Below are 19,105 nucleotides of genomic sequence, written 5' to 3'. Positions count from 1 at the left end.
CCCCTCCCGCGTGGCGGGAGGGGAGGTGATCGTCAGGCGTCGGCCAGCGCCAGCAGATATTTGCCGTAATTGGTCTTGGCGAACATCTGGCCGCGGCGGCGGAGCTGGTCGCGATCGATGAAGCCATTCTCGTAGGCGATCTCCTCAAGCGAGGCGATCTGGATGCCGGTGCGATGCTGCAAGGTGCGCACGAATTCCGAGGCTTCGATCAGGCTGTCATGCGTGCCGGTGTCGAGCCAGGCATAGCCGCGCGACAGGCGCTCCACATACAGTTCACCCATCTCCATATAGAAGCGGTTGAGATCGGTGATCTCATATTCGCCGCGCGCGGAGGGCTTTACCTTCTCGGCCAGTTCGACGACGCGATTGTCGTAGAAATAAAGCCCGGTTACCGCGAAGTTGGACTTCGGGTTGGCGGGCTTTTCCTCGATGCTGATCGCACGGTTATCGCCATCGAGTTCGACGACGCCATAAGCACGAGCATCCTCGACCTGATAGGCGAACACCGTCGCACCGCGTTCGCGCTTCGCGGCCGCGCGCAGCGCGTGGCTCATGCCCGCGCCGAAGAAGATGTTGTCGCCCAGCACCAGCGCGGCCGAATCATCGCCGATGAAGTCACGGCCGAGGATGAACGCCTGTGCGAGACCGTCCGGGCTCGGCTGGACGACATAGCTCATCTCAAGGCCGAATTCGGACCCGTCGCCGAACAGCCGCTTGTAGTTGTCGATATATTCCGGCGACGAGATGATCAGGATCTCGCGGATGCCGGCGAGCATCAGGACCGACAGCGGATAATAGATCATCGGCTTGTCGTAGATCGGCAGCAATTGCTTGTTTACCGCCAATGTCGCGGGGTGCAAACGGGTGCCGGAACCGCCCGCGAGGATGATGCCCTTCATGCCGTCTTGGTCTCCAGAAGTTCGCCCACGATCTCATCCACCATCGCGCGCCACGGGCGGGGCTGGTGGGCGAAGGTCGCGATGAAGCTCGATGTGTCGAGCCGGGAATTTGCGGGCCGGCGTGCCGGCGTCGGATAGTCGCTGGTGCCGATCGCCTCGACTGCGGGGGAAGGGCCACCGAACGGCTGCGCCGCGGCGAACACCGCCTCGGCCAGCGCGTGCCAACTGCCCTCGCCCGAATTGACGAGATGATAGGTGCCCCAAGGCTCCTTTCCGTCAGCGATCGCATCGAGCACGGCATAAATACCGTCGGCAATGTCGGGCGCGCCTGTCGGACAGCCGAACTGGTCGGCGACGACTCGAAGTTGCGGCCGCTCGGCACCGACGCGCAGCATCGTCTTGATGAAGTTGTTGCCATGCGCGCTCACCACCCAGGCCGTGCGCAGCACGACATGCTGCGGGTTCGCCGTGCGCACCGCCAGTTCGCCGCCCAGCTTGGAGGCGCCATAGACGCTGCGGGGGGCGGTGGGATCGGCAGGCTGATAGGCACGGTCGCCACCGCCCTCGAACACGTAGTCGGTCGAGATTTGGATGATTGGGATGCGAGCCTTGCGCGTTTCGGCGGCGAAGATCGCCGGCGCGAGCGCGTTCAGCCGCCATGAGGCTTCGACATCGGTCTCCGCCTTGTCAACCGCGGTGTGCGCGGCGCAATTCACCACCGCCGCCCAGGGGCGCGACGCGACCGCAGCCGCGATCGCCGCTGCATCGGTGATGTCGAGCTCGTCGCGGTCGGTCGGTACCACCTCGAACCGCGCCGGCGCGCGCCGTTGCAGTTCGGTGCCCACCTGGCCGTGGGCACCGGTGATGAGGATCGGAAGCGGGGCGGTCATCGCTCAGCCGACGCCGAGGCGTTCGCCGCGGTAGGCGCCGGACAGGATTTCCTGCCACCACCCCTCATTGCCCAGATACCAGTCGATCGTCTTCTCGATGCCGCTCTCGAAGGTTTCGCGCGGCTGCCAGCCCAACTCGGTCTTCAGCTTGGTCGCGTCGATCGCGTAGCGGAAGTCATGGCCGGGGCGATCGGTGACGTAGCTGATCTGCTCGGCATAGGATTTGCCGTCCTCACGCGGGCGCAGCCGGTCCAGCGTCGCGCAGATCGTCTTGACGACGTCGATATTCTTCCGCTCGCTGTTGCCGCCGACCATATAGCTCTCGCCGACCTTGCCGCGCTCGAACACCGCGCGCAGCGCCGCCGCATGATCGTCGACAAACAGCCAGTCGCGAACGTTGGTGCCTTGGCCGTAGACCGGCAGCGCTTCGCCCGCGAGGCACTTGATGATCATCAGCGGGATCAGCTTCTCGGGGAAGTGATATGGCCCATAATTATTCGAGCAGTTGGTGATCACCACCGGCAGGCCGTAGGTGTGGTACCAGGCGCTCACCAGATGGTCCGAACCCGCCTTCGACGCCGAATAGGGCGAACGCGGATCATAGGGCGTCTCTTCGGTGAAATAGCCCTCGTCCCCCAGCGCGCCGAACACCTCGTCAGTCGAGATATGATGGAAGCGGAAGCGCGCCTGCGCTTCGGCGTCCAGCCCGCGCCAATAATCGAGCGCGGCCGACAACATGGTGAAGGTGCCGACGATGTTCGTCTGGATGAACGCCGCCGGACCATCGATCGACCGGTCGACATGCGATTCCGCTGCGAGATGGGTGACGATGTCGGGCTTGAACTCGGCAAACAGCCCGCCGATCGCCTCGGGATCGCAGATGTCGGCCTGCGCGAAGCGATAGCGCGGGCTCTGGTCAACCTCCGCGAGCGAGCTGAGATTGCCCGCATAGGTCAGCGCGTCGACGTTGAGCACCTCGTGCGGCGTCTCGCGGATGAGCTGGCGCACCAGCGCCGATCCGATGAAGCCCGCGCCGCCGGTAACGAGTACGCGAAGAGGTCGATTCAAGGTCATCGAGGCAGCAATCCTGTCAGTCGAACGTGATGGGTCAGGCGACCGGCGTCAGCGGCACACCGTCATAGGCGAAAGGGCTGTCGAAGTCGGCGAGAGCCGGCAACTTGCCGTCCTTCGCGGACAGGGTCGGCCCGCCGTCGGGCAGCGGCCAGGGCAGGCCGATATCCGGATCGTTCCAGGCGACGCCGCCGTCGCTCTCCGGCGCGTAATAGCTGGAAACCTTATAGATCACCTCGGTGTCCGGCTCGAGCGTGACGAAGCCGTGCAGGAAGCCGGCGGGCACATAGAGCTGGCTGCCGTTGGTCGCGCTCAGTTCGGCGGCGGTCCATTCGCCGTACGTGGGCGAACCCTTGCGGATGTCGACCGCGACATCCCAGATGCGGCCGCGCACGCAGCGCACCAGCTTGGCCTGCGCATTCGGCGGCGCCTGATAGTGCAGCCCGCGCAAGGTGCCGACGGGGCGGGACATCGAGTGATTGTCCTGAACGAAGGGATGCGTGACCCCGAGCGCCTCGATGGCACGATCACTGAAGGTCTCGGAGAACCAGCCGCGCTCGTCTTCGAAGCGGCGCGGGGTGATGAGCAGAACGGGCAAGGCTTTTTCCGGTAAAGACGGAGGAAGGACGACGCGGTACGGTTCAGCCCGCATGGCAGCAGAAAGCCGCCATGCAATCAGAAGGCATTGCGGTGCACGAGTACGCGGAAGGTGGAGAGAATGATCGCGATGTCGCGCCACACCGTCCACCCGGAGAGATATTCGAGGTCCGCCTGCAAACGGTTCTTCAGGTCGGACTGGTGATTGGTCGCGCCGCGGAAGCCGCGGATCTGGGCGAGGCCGGTAAGGCCCGGCTTCATCGCGTGGCGATCCCAGTAGCGATGGTCGATATCCCAGAACAGCAGGTTCTCAGCCTTGGAGGCGAGCGCGTGCGGGCGGGGGCCTACGATCGACATGCTGCCGAACAGCACGTTCAGGATCTGCGGCAGCTCATCCATGCTGGTGCGACGGATGATGCGGCCGACGCGGGTGATGCGGTCATCATCGCGCGAGGCGGAGCGCGATCCGGTATTGTCGAGCAGTTCCACACGCATCGAGCGGAACTTGTACATGTTGAACATGCGATTGCCCTGGCCGATCCGCTTCTGAACGAAGAAGACCGGACCCGGGCTGTCGAGCTTCACCGCGATCGCGATCACCGCCATGATCGGCGCGAGTACCGGCATCGCCGCGATCGTCAGCGCAAGATCAAGCATCCGCTTCAGCGTGCGATCGGTGATGCCGAGACGGCCGGTCGCCACTTGCAACGTGGTGCGGCCACCGAGGCGGCCGAGCTGGAGCGGGCCGATTGCATCGAGTTCCGGCGCCAGCACCTCGGCGTTGACGTCCGCGCCCTTCAGCGCGAGCGCCCAGCGCTGGCGATCCTTCGGCGCGCAGGCGACGATCACGCGGTCGGCCGTCTTCAGCACGCAGCCCAGCCGATCCATCATCACCGGATCGTCGATGGCGGGGGCGAGACGATAGCGCTTGGCATCGATGACGAAGCGGCCGCCGCTGGCATCGATATCGACATTGTCGCGGATGATGATCTCGGTGAGCGCGCTGCTGCCGAGCGCGCGGCGGGCCACACGCGAGAAGACGAAGCGCTGCACGACGAGCAGCACGAAGGCGAGGGCGACGCCGCAGCCGAACACCAGGCGCGAAAAATCGCCGGTCGCCTTCAGGAAGAAAACCGCCAGGATCGCTGCGCCGCTGGTGAACAGCAGCGAAGTCGTCGCGCGGTACATGCCCATGCGCCACTGGCTGACTGCCCGCGTGTCATAGGCGTTGGAGTTGAGCGCGGTACCGAGATAGACCGGCAGGATCGCGACCAGCATGTTGGTGGTATCGCCGGCGATCATGCCATCGAACCGGATCAGGCTCACCAGCACGAAAGCCAGCGTGATCGCCATGATGTCCCCGGCAAGCACCGCGAGCGAGATCGCAAGCCGCCGCGTCTTCTTGGGACGGGGAAGATCCGCCGGAAGCGCCGGGGCCGAGTCGAAATCCGGTGCGGAGGGCAGTGTCGAGGCCGCCTGGGCCGCCACTGCATCATTCGCCGGTATGAGTCGCGTTTGCAGTTTTGTCACGTAAGCCCCGCTTTCGATGACGACCCGTGCCAACGATCTATCATTTTGCAGCGCAATATTTATGACAGTCCTCAACCGCCGCGGCAAGGGGGCGAGTCCCCCGAAATGCGGCATGATGGCGAAACTGAACGGTAAATCGCGCGTTATGTTACGTTCGGGGATAGGTTTGAACGCTATGAATGCCGATCTCTGTGTTCCGCATCACATCCCTGCAGGTGCCGGTTGCGCTACCTGCATGACGCAAGTGCGAGTGTGGTGGGGCTGATGCTGGGGTTCAGGTGGAAAACGCGTAAGGACAAGAAGGAAGAGCCGGCATTGCGTGTGGCGCGCGTGCCGGAAGGTGATCGCGTCTATGCGATCGGCGACATTCATGGCCGGCTTGATCTGCTGAAGGCGCTGTTGCTGCAGATCGAAGCGGATACGCTACGACGCGGGGCGGCGACCGGCGTCCATGTCGTCTTTCTTGGCGATCTTATCGATCGCGGGCCGGAGTCGGCGCAGGTGATCGACTTTCTGATCTCCTACCGGCCGGTCGGCCGCACGCTGCATTTCATCGCAGGCAATCATGAGGAATGTTTCCTCGACATGCTCAATGGCAGCACCGCATCCGAATCGGGCTGGTTCCAATTCGGCGGTTATGAAACGCTGCAGAGCTATGGGGTGCCCGAGCGGGCGATCATCGCGCGCGGCGCAGTGCTACAGCAGGAAATGGCCGAACGGGTGCCGCAATCGCATATCGAATTCCTGTCGAAGCTGGTCGATCAGGTGCGCATCGGCGACTACCTCTTCGTCCATGCCGGCATCAAGCCGGGGCAGCCGCTTGATCGCCAGAATCCACAGGATCTGCGGTGGATCCGCGACGAATTTCTGGAGGATGCGACCGACCATGGCGTTGTTGTGGTCCACGGCCACAGCATCTCACGCATGCCCGTCGTCCGCGGCAACCGCATCGGCATCGATACCGGTGCCTACAAAAGCGGCCGGCTGACTGCGCTCGGGCTCGAGGGCGACCAGAGCTGGTTCCTGACGACCCGCGGCTACGACGAGGAAGTCGCCGCCTGAAGGTGCGCTCGGGCGCGCGCGAATAGAGGGTAAAGAAAAACGCCCGCGCGGCGCTGGCCGTGCGGGCGTTTTTCGGTTCGGCCGGGCATGACTACCATGGCCGTGTCACGGATCAGGCGACGGCGGGAGCGCCAACCTTGTTGTGAATTGCCGCGGCCTTGCGCAGGATGTCCAGGATCTTGTTGAGCGCGCCGGGTTCATCGGTTTCTTCCATCGCGGCAAGCTCACGCGCGAGGCGGCTGGCGGCGGCTTCGAAGATCTGACGTTCGGAATAGCTCTGCTCGGGCTGGTCGTCGGCACGGAACAGATCACGGACCACCTCGGCGATCGACACGAGGTCGCCCGAATTGATCTTCGCTTCATATTCCTGCGCACGGCGCGACCACATGGTGCGCTTGACCTTGGGCTTGCCCTTCAGCGTGTCGAGCGCTTCCTTGAGCGTCTTGTCGCTCGACAGCTTGCGCATACCGACCGATTCGGCCTTGTTGAACGGCACACGGAGCGTCATACGCTCCTTCTCGAAGCGCAGCACGTAAAGGTCGAGCTTCGCTCCGGCAATTTCCTGGCTCTGCAACTCGATCACACGGCCCACACCGTGCTTGGGATAAACAACATAATCGCCGACGTCGAAGCTCAGCGCTTTGGCAGCCATCAATCAGAACCTTTCACTGGAAAAAGTGGACGCAGATCCCCACAGGGCTTGCCGGTGTCGGCCGCCGGTTCTTGGTGCGTCCGTTACGTCGAGATCTCTCCACTCAGGATATGGCTTAGGGTGCGGACAATGGTTCGCATCGGCAACCCATATAGCAGATCCGTCATAAAATTGCCAGCCCGCCTTGATTGGCGCGCGCCGGCCCGACTTTGTCTCAGCGCGCGAACAGCATCGCGTCGTCGGCAAAGGCCTTGAACTCCAGTGCGTTGCCACTGGGATCCGTAAAGAACATCGTTGCCTGTTCGCCAGGCTGACCGACGAAGCGGATGTGTGGCGCGATGCCGAAACTTGTGCCGGCTTGGGTCAGGTGATCGGCCAGCGCCTGCCAGTCGGCCATGGTAAGCACCACGCCGAAATGCGGCACCGGCACATCATGGCCGTCGACGGGATTGCGATGTGCCGATTTTTCGCTCGCCGCCGGATCGAGATGAGCGACGATCTGATGGCCGAAAAGATTGAAATCGATCCAGCTTTCGGCACTGCGACCTTCGGCGCAGCCCAGCAACCCGCCATAGAACCGGCGGGCGGCATCCAGATCGTGCACGGGAAAGGCAAGATGGAAGGGGCGGATCGTCATGGCGCCGCGAGATCGAAGCAATGCGGCAGGTCGACCTGGTCCGCAGACCCGGCCTTTGCCGCGGTGATCACGCGTTCCTTCTCGCGCCCCATTTCCTCATCGACTTCGAGATCGCTGCGCCCTTCGCCGCGCAGCATCTGCCGCGCGCGGTGATCAAGCACTGATGCGATCGTCGCGAGATCCTTGGCTGTCGACGTCGCGCCATCGCGTGTGCGGACCTCGTCATAGGCGAGCCGGATATAGGCGGCGCATTGCGGCAATGTCGGCTGCTCGCGCGCGGGCACTTTTGCGCGCATCAGCGGCAGGCAGCGATCCGCCTCGGCGCGTGCGAATGCATCCGGATCGGCGCTGTTGCCCGCCTCCGTCTGGATCGCGGAAACCGCATCGACGATCGCCTGCTGCACCGCCGCCGGCGTCAGGTGGCGGCGCTTTGCGACATCGGCAACGACAAGTTCGGCATAGGTCGCACCGTCTTCGGCGAGGCGGGGATAGGCACCCCAGCCCTCGGCGCCGCGCTGCTGTTCGGTGGCAACGATCGCCAGCGCGGCCACGCAGCGCACCTGCTTCGCCTCGGCTGCAGAGAGCGGTGGCGGTGCGGCGGGGGGCGCGGCGGCAAGCAGCGTGAGCGTCGCGGTGAGGGTAGGGAAGATGGCGGCCATCGCGACCTGACTAGGCCGGGCCCCCGTGCGGCGCAATCATCGTGCCTCAGAGATTGTATTTGTCACGACTCCGCGCAATAGCGACGCCGTGTTCAGCCGGCCCAAGATCCTCGCTTTCGTCGCCGGCTTTCTATCGGCGACCGGCTTTGCCCCGCTCGATCTGTGGCCGGTCACCCTCGTTGCCTTCGCGTTGCTGCTCTATCTCGTGCGCGAGGCCGGAAGCCTGCGCGGAGCGCTCGCCCGGGGCTACTGGTTCGGCGTCGGTCATTTCACGCTTGGCCTGAACTGGATCGCGCACGCCTTCACCTATCAGGACAAGATGCCGTGGCAGCTCGGCTATGGCGCGGTCGTGCTGCTGTCGCTCTATCTTGCGGTCTATCCGGCCGCGGCGGCCGGGCTCGCATGGCGCCGCGGGCGCAGCGACATGGCGGTGTTCGCGCTGGTTTTCAGCGCGGGTTGGACGGTCACCGAGTGGCTGCGCGCCACCCTGTTCACGGGCTTCGCCTGGAACCCGCTGTCGGCGGTGCTGCTGCCGCCGGGCCCTGCGCAGATCTTGCTGCCGTGGGTCGGTACATATGGTCTTTCGGCACTCGTCATCCTGCTCGCGGCGGCGGTGCTGCATATCGCCGACTGCGTCGGCACGCACCGCGCCGTGCGCCCGGGGAGCATCGGCTGGGCCGCGCCCGCGGTGCTGTTGATCGCGCTGTTCCTGCCGCTGTCGATCAAGGTGATGGGTTTCTATCCCGGCCGGCCCCCTTCCGAGGACAAGGCCCAACCCCTGATTCGGGTCGTCCAGCCCAACATCGACCAGCAACAGAAATATGATCCGGCGATGGCCGCTTCGAATTTCCAGCGTCTGGTCCGCCTGTCCGAAAAACCTCATCCCGGCGCGCGCCTGCTGCTGTGGCCCGAGGCTGCGATCCCCGATTTCCTCGAGGAGGAACGCTGGGCGCGGCTGCGCGTGGCGGCGCTGCTCGGCCCGGGTGATATGCTGCTCACTGGCGGTGTCGCGCTGATCGGGGATTCGGACGGTCGCGTGATCGGCGCGCGCAACAGCCTGTTCGCGGTCACGCCCGATGCGCGGATCGTCGGCCGCTACGACAAGGCGCACCTCGTGCCCTACGGCGAATATCTGCCGGCACGGCCGATCCTGTCGCTGATCGGCATCTCGCGGCTGGTGCCGGGCGATCTCGATTTCTGGCCGGGGCCGGGGCCGCAGAGCCTCTCCGTACCGGGCTTCGGCAAGGTCGGCGTGCAAATCTGCTATGAGGTGATCTTCTCGGGGCAGGTCGTCGATCGCACCAACCGCCCGGCCTTCCTCTTCAACCCGTCCAACGATGCCTGGTTCGGCGCATGGGGGCCGCCGCAGCATCTGGCGCAGGCCCGGATGCGCGCGATCGAGGAAGCGATGCCGGTGGTGCGCTCCACGCCAACCGGCATTTCGGCGATCGTCGATGCCGATGGCCGGCTGCTTGCCGCCGTACCGCACCACCAGGCCGGCTATATCGAACGGGCCCTCCCTGCCCCGGCGGCGCCCACCTTGTTCGCCCGCTTCGGCAACATGCTGGGGCTGATCCTTGCGGCCCTGCTTGCGGCGGCAGCGATTGCGCGTGCCCGCCTGACGCGCTAAGGCGCCACATAAGGATATCTTTATATCCTTACCTGGCCAAACCATGGTGGTTCACCAGACACAGGATACATGATGCGCAGCAATTATCTCTTCACGTCCGAGAGCGTCTCCGAAGGCCATCCGGACAAGGTTGCCGACCAGATTTCGGACGCCGTCGTCGACCTTTTCCTGAGCCGTGACCCGGTGGCGCGCGTGGCGTGCGAGACGATGGTCACCACCCAGCGCATCGTGCTGGCCGGCGAAGTCCGTTGCGAACAGGATGTTTTCCCCTCGCTCGCCGAGATCGAGCAGGCCGCGCGCGAAACCGTCAAGCGCATCGGTTACGAGCAGCACGGCTTCCATTGGCAGACCGCCGAGTTCGCCTGCCACCTCCACGGACAGTCCGCGCATATCGCGCAGGGCGTGGACGAGAGCGGCAACAAGGATGAAGGCGCCGGCGACCAAGGCATCATGTTCGGGTTCGCTTGCGACGAAACCCCGGACCTGATGCCGGCTACGCTCTACTACTCGCACCGCATCCTCGAGAAGATGGCGGCTGACCGCCATGCCAAGGTCGTCGACTTCCTCGAGCCCGACGCCAAGAGCCAGGTCACGCTGAAGTTCGAGAATGGCGTGCCGACCGGCGCGACCGCGCTTGTCGTTTCCACTCAGCATTCCAAGTCGCTCAGCAGCGATGCCGGCCAGCGCCGTCTGCGCGACTATGTGATGACGGTGTTCGAAGAGGTCATGCCCAAGGGCTGGCTGCCGGCGGACCAGTCGCAGATCTACGTCAACCCCACTGGTCTGTTCGAAATCGGCGGCCCGGACGGCGACGCCGGCCTTACCGGCCGCAAGATCATCGTCGACACCTATGGCGGCGCCAGCCCGCATGGCGGCGGCGCGTTCAGCGGCAAGGATCCGACCAAGGTCGATCGCTCGGCCGCCTATATCTCGCGCTATCTCGCGAAGAACATCGTCGCCGCCGGCCTCGCCAAGCGCTGCACGATCCAGCTCAGCTACGCGATCGGCATCGCCGAGCCGCTGTCGCTCTATGTCGACACGCATGGCACCGGCACGGTGGACGAGGCGAAGATCGAGGCGGTGCTGCCCAAGCTCGTCCGGCTGACCCCCAAGGGCATCCGTACCCATCTGGGCATGAACAAGGCGATCTACCAGCCGACCGCCGCTTATGGCCATTTCGGACGCAAGGCGGACGGTGACTTCTTCACCTGGGAGAAGACCGACTTGGTCGAGGCGCTGAAGAGCGAACTTGCCTGAGGCGCCTGTCTGGGTCGACGAATGAAAAAGGGGGAGGCCGATTGGCCTCCCCCCTTTTGTGTGTCGTCACGCCCTGTTGCGTCCGAGCGGCCGGCGCGAGCGCGATTAATAAGGCCCGACGACGCCCACTTCACTGAACGGCTTGGGCGTAGCGGGCGGGCTGGCGCCATCGGTCAGTTCGAGCTGCCAGAAGCCGATGTCGCGCCACTGACCATGCTTGTAGCCGACCTCGCGGAACATGCCGGCGCGGCGGAACCCTAGCGATTCGTGCAGCGAGATCGTATGTTCGTTGGGCATCGCCAGCGCGGCGATCGCCTGCACATAATCCTGCGCGCGCAACGTCGCGATCAGCGCCGAATAGAGCAGCCGACCGACGCCCTGCCGCTGCAGGTCGCCCGCGACATAGATCGAGGTCTCGACCGTCCAGTGATAGGCGGGGCGATCACGGAAGCTGTTGGCATAAGCGTAGCCCAGTACGACGTCGGAATCCTCGCTGGTCGCGACGAGCCAGGGATAGCGGTCAGCCGCCTTGGCCATGCGGCCGCGCATCGCCTGCGCGTTGGGCGGTTCGGTTTCGAACGAGACCGCACTGGCCGCCACATAGGGGGCATAGATCGCGGCGATCTGGTTGGCGTCGGCGGGCTTTGCGGCGCGAATCTTGATCATCGGTAGAGGCGTGCCAGCAGGCGCGTGAACAGGTCAACCCGTGCCGAGGGATTGTTGGTCGGTTCGCCGCATTCCAGACACCGTGCCTGGATCGCCGGACCTTCCGCCAGCGCGCGCGCGTCCGCTACCGCACGCTCCGCTATCGCCATGCGCTGCTGCGCCATGCGGGTCAGCAGGTCGGCGGCCGGTGCCCCGGCGTCATCCTCTTCGTCGCCCCCGGAGAAATTGCTCATCAGCGTGGCGAGGACGCTCGGCTGCTTTTCCAGATAGACGCGATGGACCTTGGCCGGATCGAGCTTGGCGCGCTTCGCCGCCTCTTCCACGGCCGCGTCGAGCGAACCGAATCCATCGACCAGCTTGAGCTGCCGGGCGGTGCCGCCATCCCATACGCGGCCCTGGCCGATGCGGTCGACCTCCGCGGTCGATATCTTGCGGGCCGTCGACACGATCTCAAGGAAGCGGCGATAGATCGTCTCGACGCCGGCCTGCATCACCGCGTCGAACTGCGGCGTGGTGCCGCCATAGACGTCAGGCTGCCCGGATAGCGGCGTGGTGGCGATGCCGTCGCTGGTCACGCCGATCTTGGCGAGCGCATTTTCCAGCGTCGGGAACAGGCCGAACACGCCGATCGAACCGGTGATCGTCGCGGGCTCCGCGAACACGCGGTCACCCGCGGTCGACACCCAATAGCCGCCCGACGCTGCGACCGAGCCCATCGAAACGACGATCGGCAGGCCCTTGGCCTTGGCTTCAAGCAAGGCCGAACGGATCTGTTCGGAGGCGAGTGCCGAACCGCCGGGCGAATCGATGCGCACGACCAGCGCCTTGAGCTTGTTCTTGGCGACCGCATCGAGGATCAGTTTCGAGATGGTGTCGCCGCCGGCGCTGCCGGGGCCGGCCTCGCCATCGCTGATCACGCCGGCGACCGTGACGATGCCGATCGCATGGCCGCTGGTCGGCGCCGGGTTGGCGGCCAGCCAGTTGGCGAGCTTCGTATGCTTGTAGCGACCGGCGACACCCGTGTCGGCGGCGCCGGCAATCTCGGCGACGCGCTTGCCGAAGGCAGTGCGATCGCCGAGCTTGTCGACGATGCCGGCAGTGACCGCCGCCTTGGCGAGGTCGTTGCCTTCAGCCTTCAACGCAACGTCAGGCGCGGCAATGAAGGCGGCGAGTTTCGCCTTCGGGCGCGCCTTCGCCACGTCCGCCTGCCAGCCGGTCCACAGCGCGTTGGCGAGCGCCTGGTTGGCCTCTTTGGCCTCGGGCGACTGATCGGCGCGGATATAGGGCTCCACCGCTGACTTGTAGACGCCAACCTTGTAGACGTGGGTGGTGACGCCGAGCTTGTCGATCAGCCCTTTGTAATAGAGGTGCGATCCGCCCGGGCCGGTGAACAGCGCGGCGCCCATCGGGTTCAGCCAGATCTCCGAGGCATGGGCGGCGAGTTGATAGCCGTCGTCGGTGTAACCGGTGGCATAGGCAAGCACCGGCTTGCGCTGGGCACGGATCTTGTCGAGCGCCGCGGCGACATCGGCGAGTGCGACCTGGCCGCCGCCGGCAAAGCGATCGAGATCGAGCACCACCACCTTGATGCGATCGTCGGTCGCGGCGGTTTCGAGCGCGCGGACGACATCGCGCAGGCGGTTTTCGCGCATCACCTGGCTGCCGGTGATGGCGGCGAACGGATCGGTCTCCGCCGGTTGCTCGACGATCACGCCCTCAAGATCGACGAGCAGCGCGCCGGGTGTCACCGCGCCCGGATTGGGCGTGGCGGCCAGTGCCGCGAACAGCAATCCGAAGAACAGCAGCATGAACAGCAGGACGAGCGCATCCTTGATGCCCACCAGCAGCTTCCATGCGCCGCGAACCAGTTTCACCAGGCAATCTCCGCCGATACAAAGGGGAAGTGGCCCAAGGTGCTACAGACTGGGCCCGCCGGTGTAAACGCGCCGCCTCGGCTTGGCGCGGATCAGGTGCCGTCCGGCGCCGCCTGCACGCGCCCGTCACAAAAATCGACTAGCGCGCCTTGACCGATACATCAGGTCGGCACATATCCCGGCCCGTTAGCACTCACGCAAGATGAGTGCTAATCATGCTTCGCTGATGGCGGGCGAGAGAGGATTCGGGGCTTTTCAGAGCACGTCGTCGATCGTTCGGCCATCATCTTTGAGGGAGACGTACATGAATTTCCGTCCGCTGCACGATCGCGTGCTCGTTCGCCGCGTCGAGGCCGAGGAAAAGACGGCCGGTGGCATCATCATCCCCGACACCGCCAAGGAAAAGCCGCAGGAAGGCGAAGTCGTCGCCGCCGGTTCGGGCGCGAAGGCCGAAGACGGCAAGGTGACCCCGCTGGACGTCAAGGCCGGTGATCGCATCCTGTTCGGCAAGTGGTCGGGCACCGAGGTCAAGGTCAACGGCGAAGAGCTGCTGATCATGAAGGAATCGGACATCCTCGGCATTATCGGCTGAGCGATACGACCGGTTTTCTCCCGAATTTTTGAACTCAAGAACGGAAAGGTAGCCACATGGCAGCCAAGGACGTGAAATTTTCGCGCGACGCTCGTGAGCGCATCCTGCGCGGCGTAGACATCCTCGCCGACGCGGTGAAGGTGACGCTGGGCCCCAAGGGCCGCAACGTCGTGATCGACAAGAGCTTCGGCGCGCCGCGCATCACCAAGGACGGCGTCACCGTCGCCAAGGAAATCGAGCTCAAGGACAAGTTCGAGAACATGGGCGCCCAGATGGTGCGCGAAGTGGCCTCGAAGACCAACGACCTCGCCGGTGACGGCACCACCACCGCGACCGTGCTCGCTCAGGCGATCGTTCGCGAAGGCATGAAGTCGGTTGCCGCCGGCATGAACCCGATGGACCTGAAGCGCGGCATCGACCTCGCGGTCACCAAGGTCGTGGAAGACCTCAAGGGCCGCTCGAAGCCCGTCGCCGGCTCCAATGAAGTCGCGCAGGTCGGTATCATCTCTGCCAATGGCGACAAGGAAGTCGGCGAGAAGATCGCCGAGGCCATGGAGAAGGTCGGCAAGGAAGGCGTCATCACCGTCGAGGAGGCCAAGGGCCTCGAGTTCGAGCTGGACGTCGTCGAGGGCATGCAGTTCGACCGCGGCTACCTCTCGCCCTACTTCATCACCAACCCGGAAAAGATGCAGGTCGAACTCAACGACCCGTACATCCTGATCCATGAGAAGAAGCTCTCGAACCTGCAGGCGATGCTCCCGATCCTGGAAGCCGTCGTCCAGTCGGGCCGTCCGCTCCTGATCATCGCCGAGGATATCGAGGGCGAGGCTCTGGCCACCCTGGTCGTCAACAAGCTGCGCGGTGGTCTGAAGGTCGCGGCCGTCAAGGCGCCGGGCTTCGGCGATCGTCGCAAGGCGATGCTGGAAGACATCGCGATCCTCACCAAGGGTGAGCTGATCAGCGAAGACCTCGGCATCAAGCTCGAGACCGTGTCGCTCAGCATGCTGGGCCAGGCCAAGCGCGTCACCATCGACAAGGACAACACCACCATCGTCGATGGCGCCGGTGACAGCGAGTCGATCAAGGGCCGCACCGAGGCGATCCGCGCCCAGATCGAGAACACCACCAGCGACTATGATCGTGAGAAGCTCCAGGAGCGTCTGGCGAAGCTGGCCGGTGGCGTCGCCGTGATCAAGGTCGGCGGTGCGACCGAGGTCGAGGTGAAGGAGCGCAAGGACCGCGTCGATGACGCGCTGCACGCGACCCGCGCGGCTGTCGAAGAGGGCATCGTCCCCGGCGGCGGCACGGCGCTGCTCTATGCCACGAAGTCGCTCGAGGGCCTGAAGGGCGCCAACGACGATCAGACCCGCGGCATCGACATCATCCGCAAGGCGATCGTCGCCCCGATCCGTCAGATCGCGCAGAACGCCGGCCATGATGGCGCCGTCGTCTCGGGCAACCTGCTCCGCGAGAATGACGAGACCAAGGGCTTCAACGCCGCGACCGACGTCTACGAGAACCTCGTTGCCGCCGGCGTGATCGACCCGACCAAGGTCGTTCGCACCGCGCTGCAGGACGCGGCCTCGGTTGCCGGTCTGCTGATCACCACCGAAGCCACGATCGCGGAACTGCCGGAAGACAAGCCGGCGGCCCCGATGGGCGGCGGCGGCATGGGCGGCATGGGTGGCATGGACTTCTAATCGAAGTCTCAGCCGCCTGGCTGTCACGCCAAGGCAAAGGAAGGGCCGGGGGAGCAATCCTCCGGCCTTTTCTTTTGATCGCGGGCTGGAGTATGGACTGCAGTCCAACTTTGAAACGATCGGGTGAGAGAGCGTGGTCACGCATCGCAGCGACGTCGGAAGTGCCGTGCCGATGTCGCGCCGCGCGCAGAACCGGGCGCGGACGCGCGCTGCGATCCTGTCGGCAAGCCTTGCATGCTTCGCCGAGGCGGGCGTGCAAGCGACGACGATGGACCAGATCGCCGCCGCCGCCGCGGTCGCGCGCGCGACGCTGTTCAACTATTTCCCGGCCAAGGCCGACATCGTTGTCGCGCTGGTCGCCGAGCATGATGAGAACTTCTTCCTCGCGCTCGACGGCTGGCGGCGTAGGCCCGGGCTGACGACGGGCGAACGTCTGCTGGGCCTGTTCGTCGCCACCGCGCATTATCTGCGCCGCGCACCGGCCCGCAAACGCGTGATCATCCGTCTGTCCTGGACGAACTGGGCCGAGCCAGCGAGCGCCGAGCGCATCCGCCGGGTCGGGGCCGGCTTCGCGGCATTGCTCGCGGATGGGCGAGCGAGGGGTGATATCCCTGCCCATGTCGATCCGGTGCTCGCCGGTGAGACGATCGGCGACGTGTATATGGGCCTGGTCCATCGCTGGTGGATGAACGAGCCCGCGCCGGGCCCCGATCATTTCGATCGGACTGCGCGGCTGCTCGCGCAAATGGTCAGCCCGGGCGCGCCGTTGCCTGCACATGCGCCCGCGTCACCAATCTTTGTTACGCATTTCGTCGAATAAGTCTGGACCCTAGTCCAAATTTCGATTAGCCCGAGTCCCACAGACCCTGCGGGAGAGGGGCGTGGACGGTTCGGACGAACAGGTGATGGCATTGCTCACCGGTGCAGGTGCGCCGTTCGAGCTGATCGACATCCACATTGCGGGCGTTCCCATGCGCGGCTTCCGCCGCGCCGAGGCGTCACTAGACAGCCTGTTCGCCAGCTTCGACCTGCACGGAAACAAGCCCTTCGTCGTCGAGGATAACCGGCGGCTCAGCTATGCCGAAACCGCGGCGGCCGCAGCGCGGCTGGCGGCGGAACTCGGCCGGCGCGGCGTCCGTACCGGCGATCGCGTCGCCATCGCGATGCGCAACAGCGCTGAGTGGATGGTCGGCTTCCTCGCGATCGTCGCAGCAGGTGCGGTGCCGGCGCTCGTCAACAGCCGCGGCGCGGCGGGCGAGATGGCGGCGGCGATCGACCTCGTCGGCGCCCGGCTCGCGCTCACCGATGCGCGGCGGGCGGCGATGCTGGGCGATATCGTAGACTGCCTCGTGCCGGTGCTCGATCCCTCCCCCGGCGGACCACCGCTGCCGCGGAGCGGCGCTGCGCCCGATGATGCGGCGATGATCCTGTTCACCTCCGGCACCACGGGCCGGGCCAAGGGCGCGACGCTCAGCCATCGCGCGGCGCTGACCGGGCTGCTGCTCTCCCAGATGGCGGGCGCGATGATCGCGATCCGCATGGCCGGGCCCGCAGCGCTCACCATGCCACGTCCGCAGCAGGCGCCGCTGCTGGCCTTTCCACTGTTCCACGTCAGCGGCTGCCACGCGACCTTCCTCGCCGCGCTCGCTTCCGGCAGCCGGCTCGTCTCAGCGCCACGCTGGGAGCCCGACCGGATCGTCGATCTGATCCGCAAGGAAGGAGTGACGAGCGTATCGGGATCGCCAGCGATGATATGGGATCTGATCCAGGCCAAGGACCGCGCCGGCGTGGATCTGCCCACCTTGTCCTCCGTTTCGACCGGCGGGCAGGCGCAGCCGCTCAATCTACTGGATGCGATCGTCGCCGCTTTCCCGCGCGCTGTGGTTGGCACCGGTTTCGGATCGACCGAGACGGCGGGGGCGATCGCGATGCACACCGGCGCCGCCTATCTCGCGCATCCCGGTGCCGCCGGGCGGGTGCTCTCACTGGCGGAGGTGCGCATCCGCGACCGCGATGGTGCCGATCTGCCGCCGGGCATGGCGGGCGAGATCGTCGTGCGCGGTCCGATGGTGATGAGCGGCTATTGGAATGACGAGGATGCCAATGCCCGCGCGCTTGAGGGCGGCTGGTTCCGCACCGGCGATGTCGGCGCGCTCGACGAAGCCGGCAATCTGACGATCCTCGACCGGCTGACCGACATGGTCATCTCCGGCGGCGAGAATATCTACTGCGCCGAGGTGGAAGCCGCGCTGCAGCAGCATGGTGATGTCGTGGAGGCCGCCGCCTTCGGCCTGCCCGACGCTCGACTGGGCGAGCGGCTCGTCGCTGTCGTGCGGCCATGCCCCGGCGGCACGATCGCGGCCGATGCGGTACGCGCGGGGCTCACCGGGCTGCTCGCCGACTACAAGATCCCGGCCACCATCTTCGTCACCGACCGTGGCCTGCCGCGCAACGCGCTGGGCAAGGTCGACAAGCGCGCGCTGCGCGCCATCTTTGCTGAAAAGGATATGCCCGCCAATGCGACCGCGTGACATCCGCGTCATCGATACGATGCTGGGCGTGCCGCTGAAGGAGGACCGGTCGGACTGGTTCGACTTCTTCCGGCCGCTGTTGCGCGACAAGCAGAGCCTCGAACAGTTCGCGATGCCCGCGCAATATATGTTCCGCAACATCCCCGCCGCCGAGGGCGTCGACGATCTGCCGGGATGGACGGTGGGCGAGATGGATCGCTTCGGGATCGACAAGGCGCTGATCGGCTATGTGGAGGGATCGCCGCTCAATCGGATCGTCGCGGAGCGTTTCGCAGACCGCTTCGTGTTCGACATGCCGGTCGATCCCAATGGCGGCGTCGATACGGTGCGGGCGATCCGGCGCGCGCACGCGGCGGTGGGGCTGAAGGCGATCAGCGTGTTTCCGTGCGGCTGCGTGCCGCAGGTGCCGATCAACGACAAGCGAATGTGGCCGATCTACACCTTGGCCTGCGAGCTGGACATTGCGGTCGCGGTCAATGTCGGCGTGCCGGGGCCGCGCGTGCCGATGGCGCCTCAGCATGTCGAGTTGATCGACGAGGTTTGCTGGTTCTTCCCCGAACTGCGCTTCGTCATGCGCCACGGTGCCGAACCGTGGGAGGCGCTGGCGGTCAAGCTGATGCTGAAATATTCCAATCTCTATTATTCGACGAGCGCCTTCGCGCCGAAACACTATCCCAAGGCGATCATCGATTTCGCCAACACCCGCGGCGCCGACAAGATCATCTATGCCGGCTATTTCCCGATGGGGCTGAGCCTGGAACGGATCTTCGCCGACCTCGATGCGGTGCCCTTCAAGGATGATGTCTGGCCCAAATTCCTGCGCGACAATGCCCGCCGCGCTTTCAAGATCGATTGAGG

At 65.3% G+C, this 19,105-nt stretch carries 18 protein-coding genes; 8 read left to right on the top strand and 10 right to left on the bottom strand.

Features of this window, described 5'->3' with window-relative positions:
* Nucleotides 1–32: 32 nt before the first annotated feature.
* From rfbA to FHS96_RS26700, 5 genes are all read right to left on the bottom strand, one after another.
* Nucleotides 33–899: a glucose-1-phosphate thymidylyltransferase RfbA gene (gene rfbA, locus FHS96_RS26720; RefSeq protein WP_429599134.1), complete on the bottom strand. Its 867-nt coding sequence runs from the start codon at nt 897–899 to the stop codon at nt 33–35.
* Nucleotides 896–1,789 (bottom strand): dTDP-4-dehydrorhamnose reductase, encoded by an 894-nt coding sequence (gene rfbD / locus FHS96_RS26715; RefSeq protein WP_429599131.1) that lies wholly within the window; start codon nt 1,787–1,789, stop codon nt 896–898. Before rfbD ends, rfbA begins: the two co-directional genes overlap by 4 nt.
* A 3-nt stretch (nt 1,790–1,792) precedes the next feature.
* Nucleotides 1,793–2,863, bottom strand: coding sequence for a dTDP-glucose 4,6-dehydratase (gene rfbB / locus FHS96_RS26710; protein ID WP_429599129.1), 1,071 nt, complete (start codon nt 2,861–2,863; stop codon nt 1,793–1,795).
* A gap of 34 nt (nt 2,864–2,897) precedes the next feature.
* Nucleotides 2,898–3,458, bottom strand: coding sequence for a dTDP-4-dehydrorhamnose 3,5-epimerase (rfbC, locus tag FHS96_RS26705; protein ID WP_429599126.1), 561 nt, complete (start codon nt 3,456–3,458; stop codon nt 2,898–2,900).
* A gap of 77 nt (nt 3,459–3,535) precedes the next feature.
* Nucleotides 3,536–4,945, bottom strand: a complete 1,410-nt coding sequence (locus FHS96_RS26700) for an exopolysaccharide biosynthesis polyprenyl glycosylphosphotransferase (RefSeq protein WP_429599123.1) — start codon at nt 4,943–4,945, stop codon at nt 3,536–3,538.
* Between the two features lie 306 nt (nt 4,946–5,251).
* On the opposite strand from FHS96_RS26700, the gene FHS96_RS26695 reads away from it, so the two are divergent.
* Nucleotides 5,252–6,049 carry a metallophosphoesterase gene (locus tag FHS96_RS26695; protein WP_429599120.1) on the top strand — a complete coding sequence of 266 codons (798 nt, stop codon included), beginning with the start codon at nt 5,252–5,254 and terminating at the stop codon, nt 6,047–6,049.
* Nucleotides 6,050–6,161: 112 nt separating this feature from the next.
* Here FHS96_RS26695 and FHS96_RS26690 read toward each other — a convergent pair whose 3' ends face one another.
* The 3 genes from FHS96_RS26690 to FHS96_RS26680 all read right to left on the bottom strand — a co-directional run bounded on the left by FHS96_RS26690 (nt 6,162) and on the right by FHS96_RS26680 (nt 7,997).
* Entirely contained in the window at nt 6,162–6,701 is a 540-nt protein-coding gene (locus FHS96_RS26690; protein WP_429599117.1) for a CarD family transcriptional regulator, read from the bottom strand.
* A 214-nt stretch (nt 6,702–6,915) separates the two neighbouring features.
* A complete protein-coding gene (locus tag FHS96_RS26685; RefSeq protein ID WP_429599114.1) occupies nt 6,916–7,338 on the bottom strand; it encodes a VOC family protein in 423 nt (140 codons plus the stop codon).
* A complete protein-coding gene (locus FHS96_RS26680; protein ID WP_429599111.1) occupies nt 7,335–7,997 on the bottom strand; it encodes a hypothetical protein in 663 nt (220 codons plus the stop codon). The genes FHS96_RS26685 and FHS96_RS26680 overlap by 4 nt, the downstream gene beginning before the upstream one ends.
* Nucleotides 7,998–8,085: 88 nt before the next feature.
* Here FHS96_RS26680 and lnt point away from each other — a divergent pair, with 88 nt between their 5' ends.
* A complete protein-coding gene (gene lnt / locus FHS96_RS26675; protein WP_429599107.1) occupies nt 8,086–9,627 on the top strand; it encodes an apolipoprotein N-acyltransferase in 1,542 nt (513 codons plus the stop codon).
* Between the two features lie 72 nt (nt 9,628–9,699).
* On the top strand, nt 9,700–10,884 hold the full coding sequence (gene metK / locus FHS96_RS26670; protein WP_429599104.1) for a methionine adenosyltransferase: 1,185 nt from the start codon (nt 9,700–9,702) through the stop codon (nt 10,882–10,884).
* A 105-nt stretch (nt 10,885–10,989) separates the two neighbouring features.
* Here the strand turns inward: metK and FHS96_RS26665 are convergent, their stop codons facing one another.
* Nucleotides 10,990–11,550 carry a GNAT family N-acetyltransferase gene (locus tag FHS96_RS26665; RefSeq protein WP_429599101.1) on the bottom strand — a complete coding sequence of 187 codons (561 nt, stop codon included), beginning with the start codon at nt 11,548–11,550 and terminating at the stop codon, nt 10,990–10,992.
* Nucleotides 11,547–13,424: a signal peptide peptidase SppA gene (gene sppA / locus FHS96_RS26660; RefSeq protein ID WP_429599098.1), complete on the bottom strand. Its 1,878-nt coding sequence runs from the start codon at nt 13,422–13,424 to the stop codon at nt 11,547–11,549. Before sppA ends, FHS96_RS26665 begins: the two co-directional genes overlap by 4 nt.
* Nucleotides 13,425–13,728: 304 nt before the next feature.
* Here sppA and groES point away from each other — a divergent pair, with 304 nt between their 5' ends.
* The 5 genes from groES to FHS96_RS26635 all read left to right on the top strand — a co-directional run bounded on the left by groES (nt 13,729) and on the right by FHS96_RS26635 (nt 19,103).
* Complete coding sequence (gene groES, locus FHS96_RS26655; RefSeq protein WP_429599095.1) at nt 13,729–14,016, top strand: co-chaperone GroES; 288 nt, start codon at nt 13,729–13,731, stop codon at nt 14,014–14,016.
* 56 nt (nt 14,017–14,072) lie between these two features.
* Nucleotides 14,073–15,716: a chaperonin GroEL gene (gene groL / locus FHS96_RS26650; protein ID WP_429599092.1), complete on the top strand. Its 1,644-nt coding sequence runs from the start codon at nt 14,073–14,075 to the stop codon at nt 15,714–15,716.
* 133 nt (nt 15,717–15,849) lie between these two features.
* Entirely contained in the window at nt 15,850–16,536 is a 687-nt protein-coding gene (locus FHS96_RS26645; protein ID WP_429599090.1) for a TetR/AcrR family transcriptional regulator, read from the top strand.
* Nucleotides 16,537–16,597: 61 nt separating this feature from the next.
* Nucleotides 16,598–18,247 (top strand): class I adenylate-forming enzyme family protein, encoded by a 1,650-nt coding sequence (locus FHS96_RS26640; RefSeq protein WP_429599087.1) that lies wholly within the window; start codon nt 16,598–16,600, stop codon nt 18,245–18,247.
* Nucleotides 18,234–19,103 carry an amidohydrolase family protein gene (locus FHS96_RS26635; RefSeq protein WP_429599085.1) on the top strand — a complete coding sequence of 290 codons (870 nt, stop codon included), beginning with the start codon at nt 18,234–18,236 and terminating at the stop codon, nt 19,101–19,103. Before FHS96_RS26640 ends, FHS96_RS26635 begins: the two co-directional genes overlap by 14 nt.
* The last annotated feature ends 2 nt before the right edge of the window (nt 19,104–19,105 follow it).

This window comes from Sphingomonas zeicaulis (genome assembly GCF_050433225.1).
Lineage (GTDB): Bacteria > Pseudomonadota > Alphaproteobacteria > Sphingomonadales > Sphingomonadaceae > Sphingomonas_D > Sphingomonas_D zeicaulis.
This window is presented reverse-complemented; position numbering and strand designations above follow the sequence as displayed.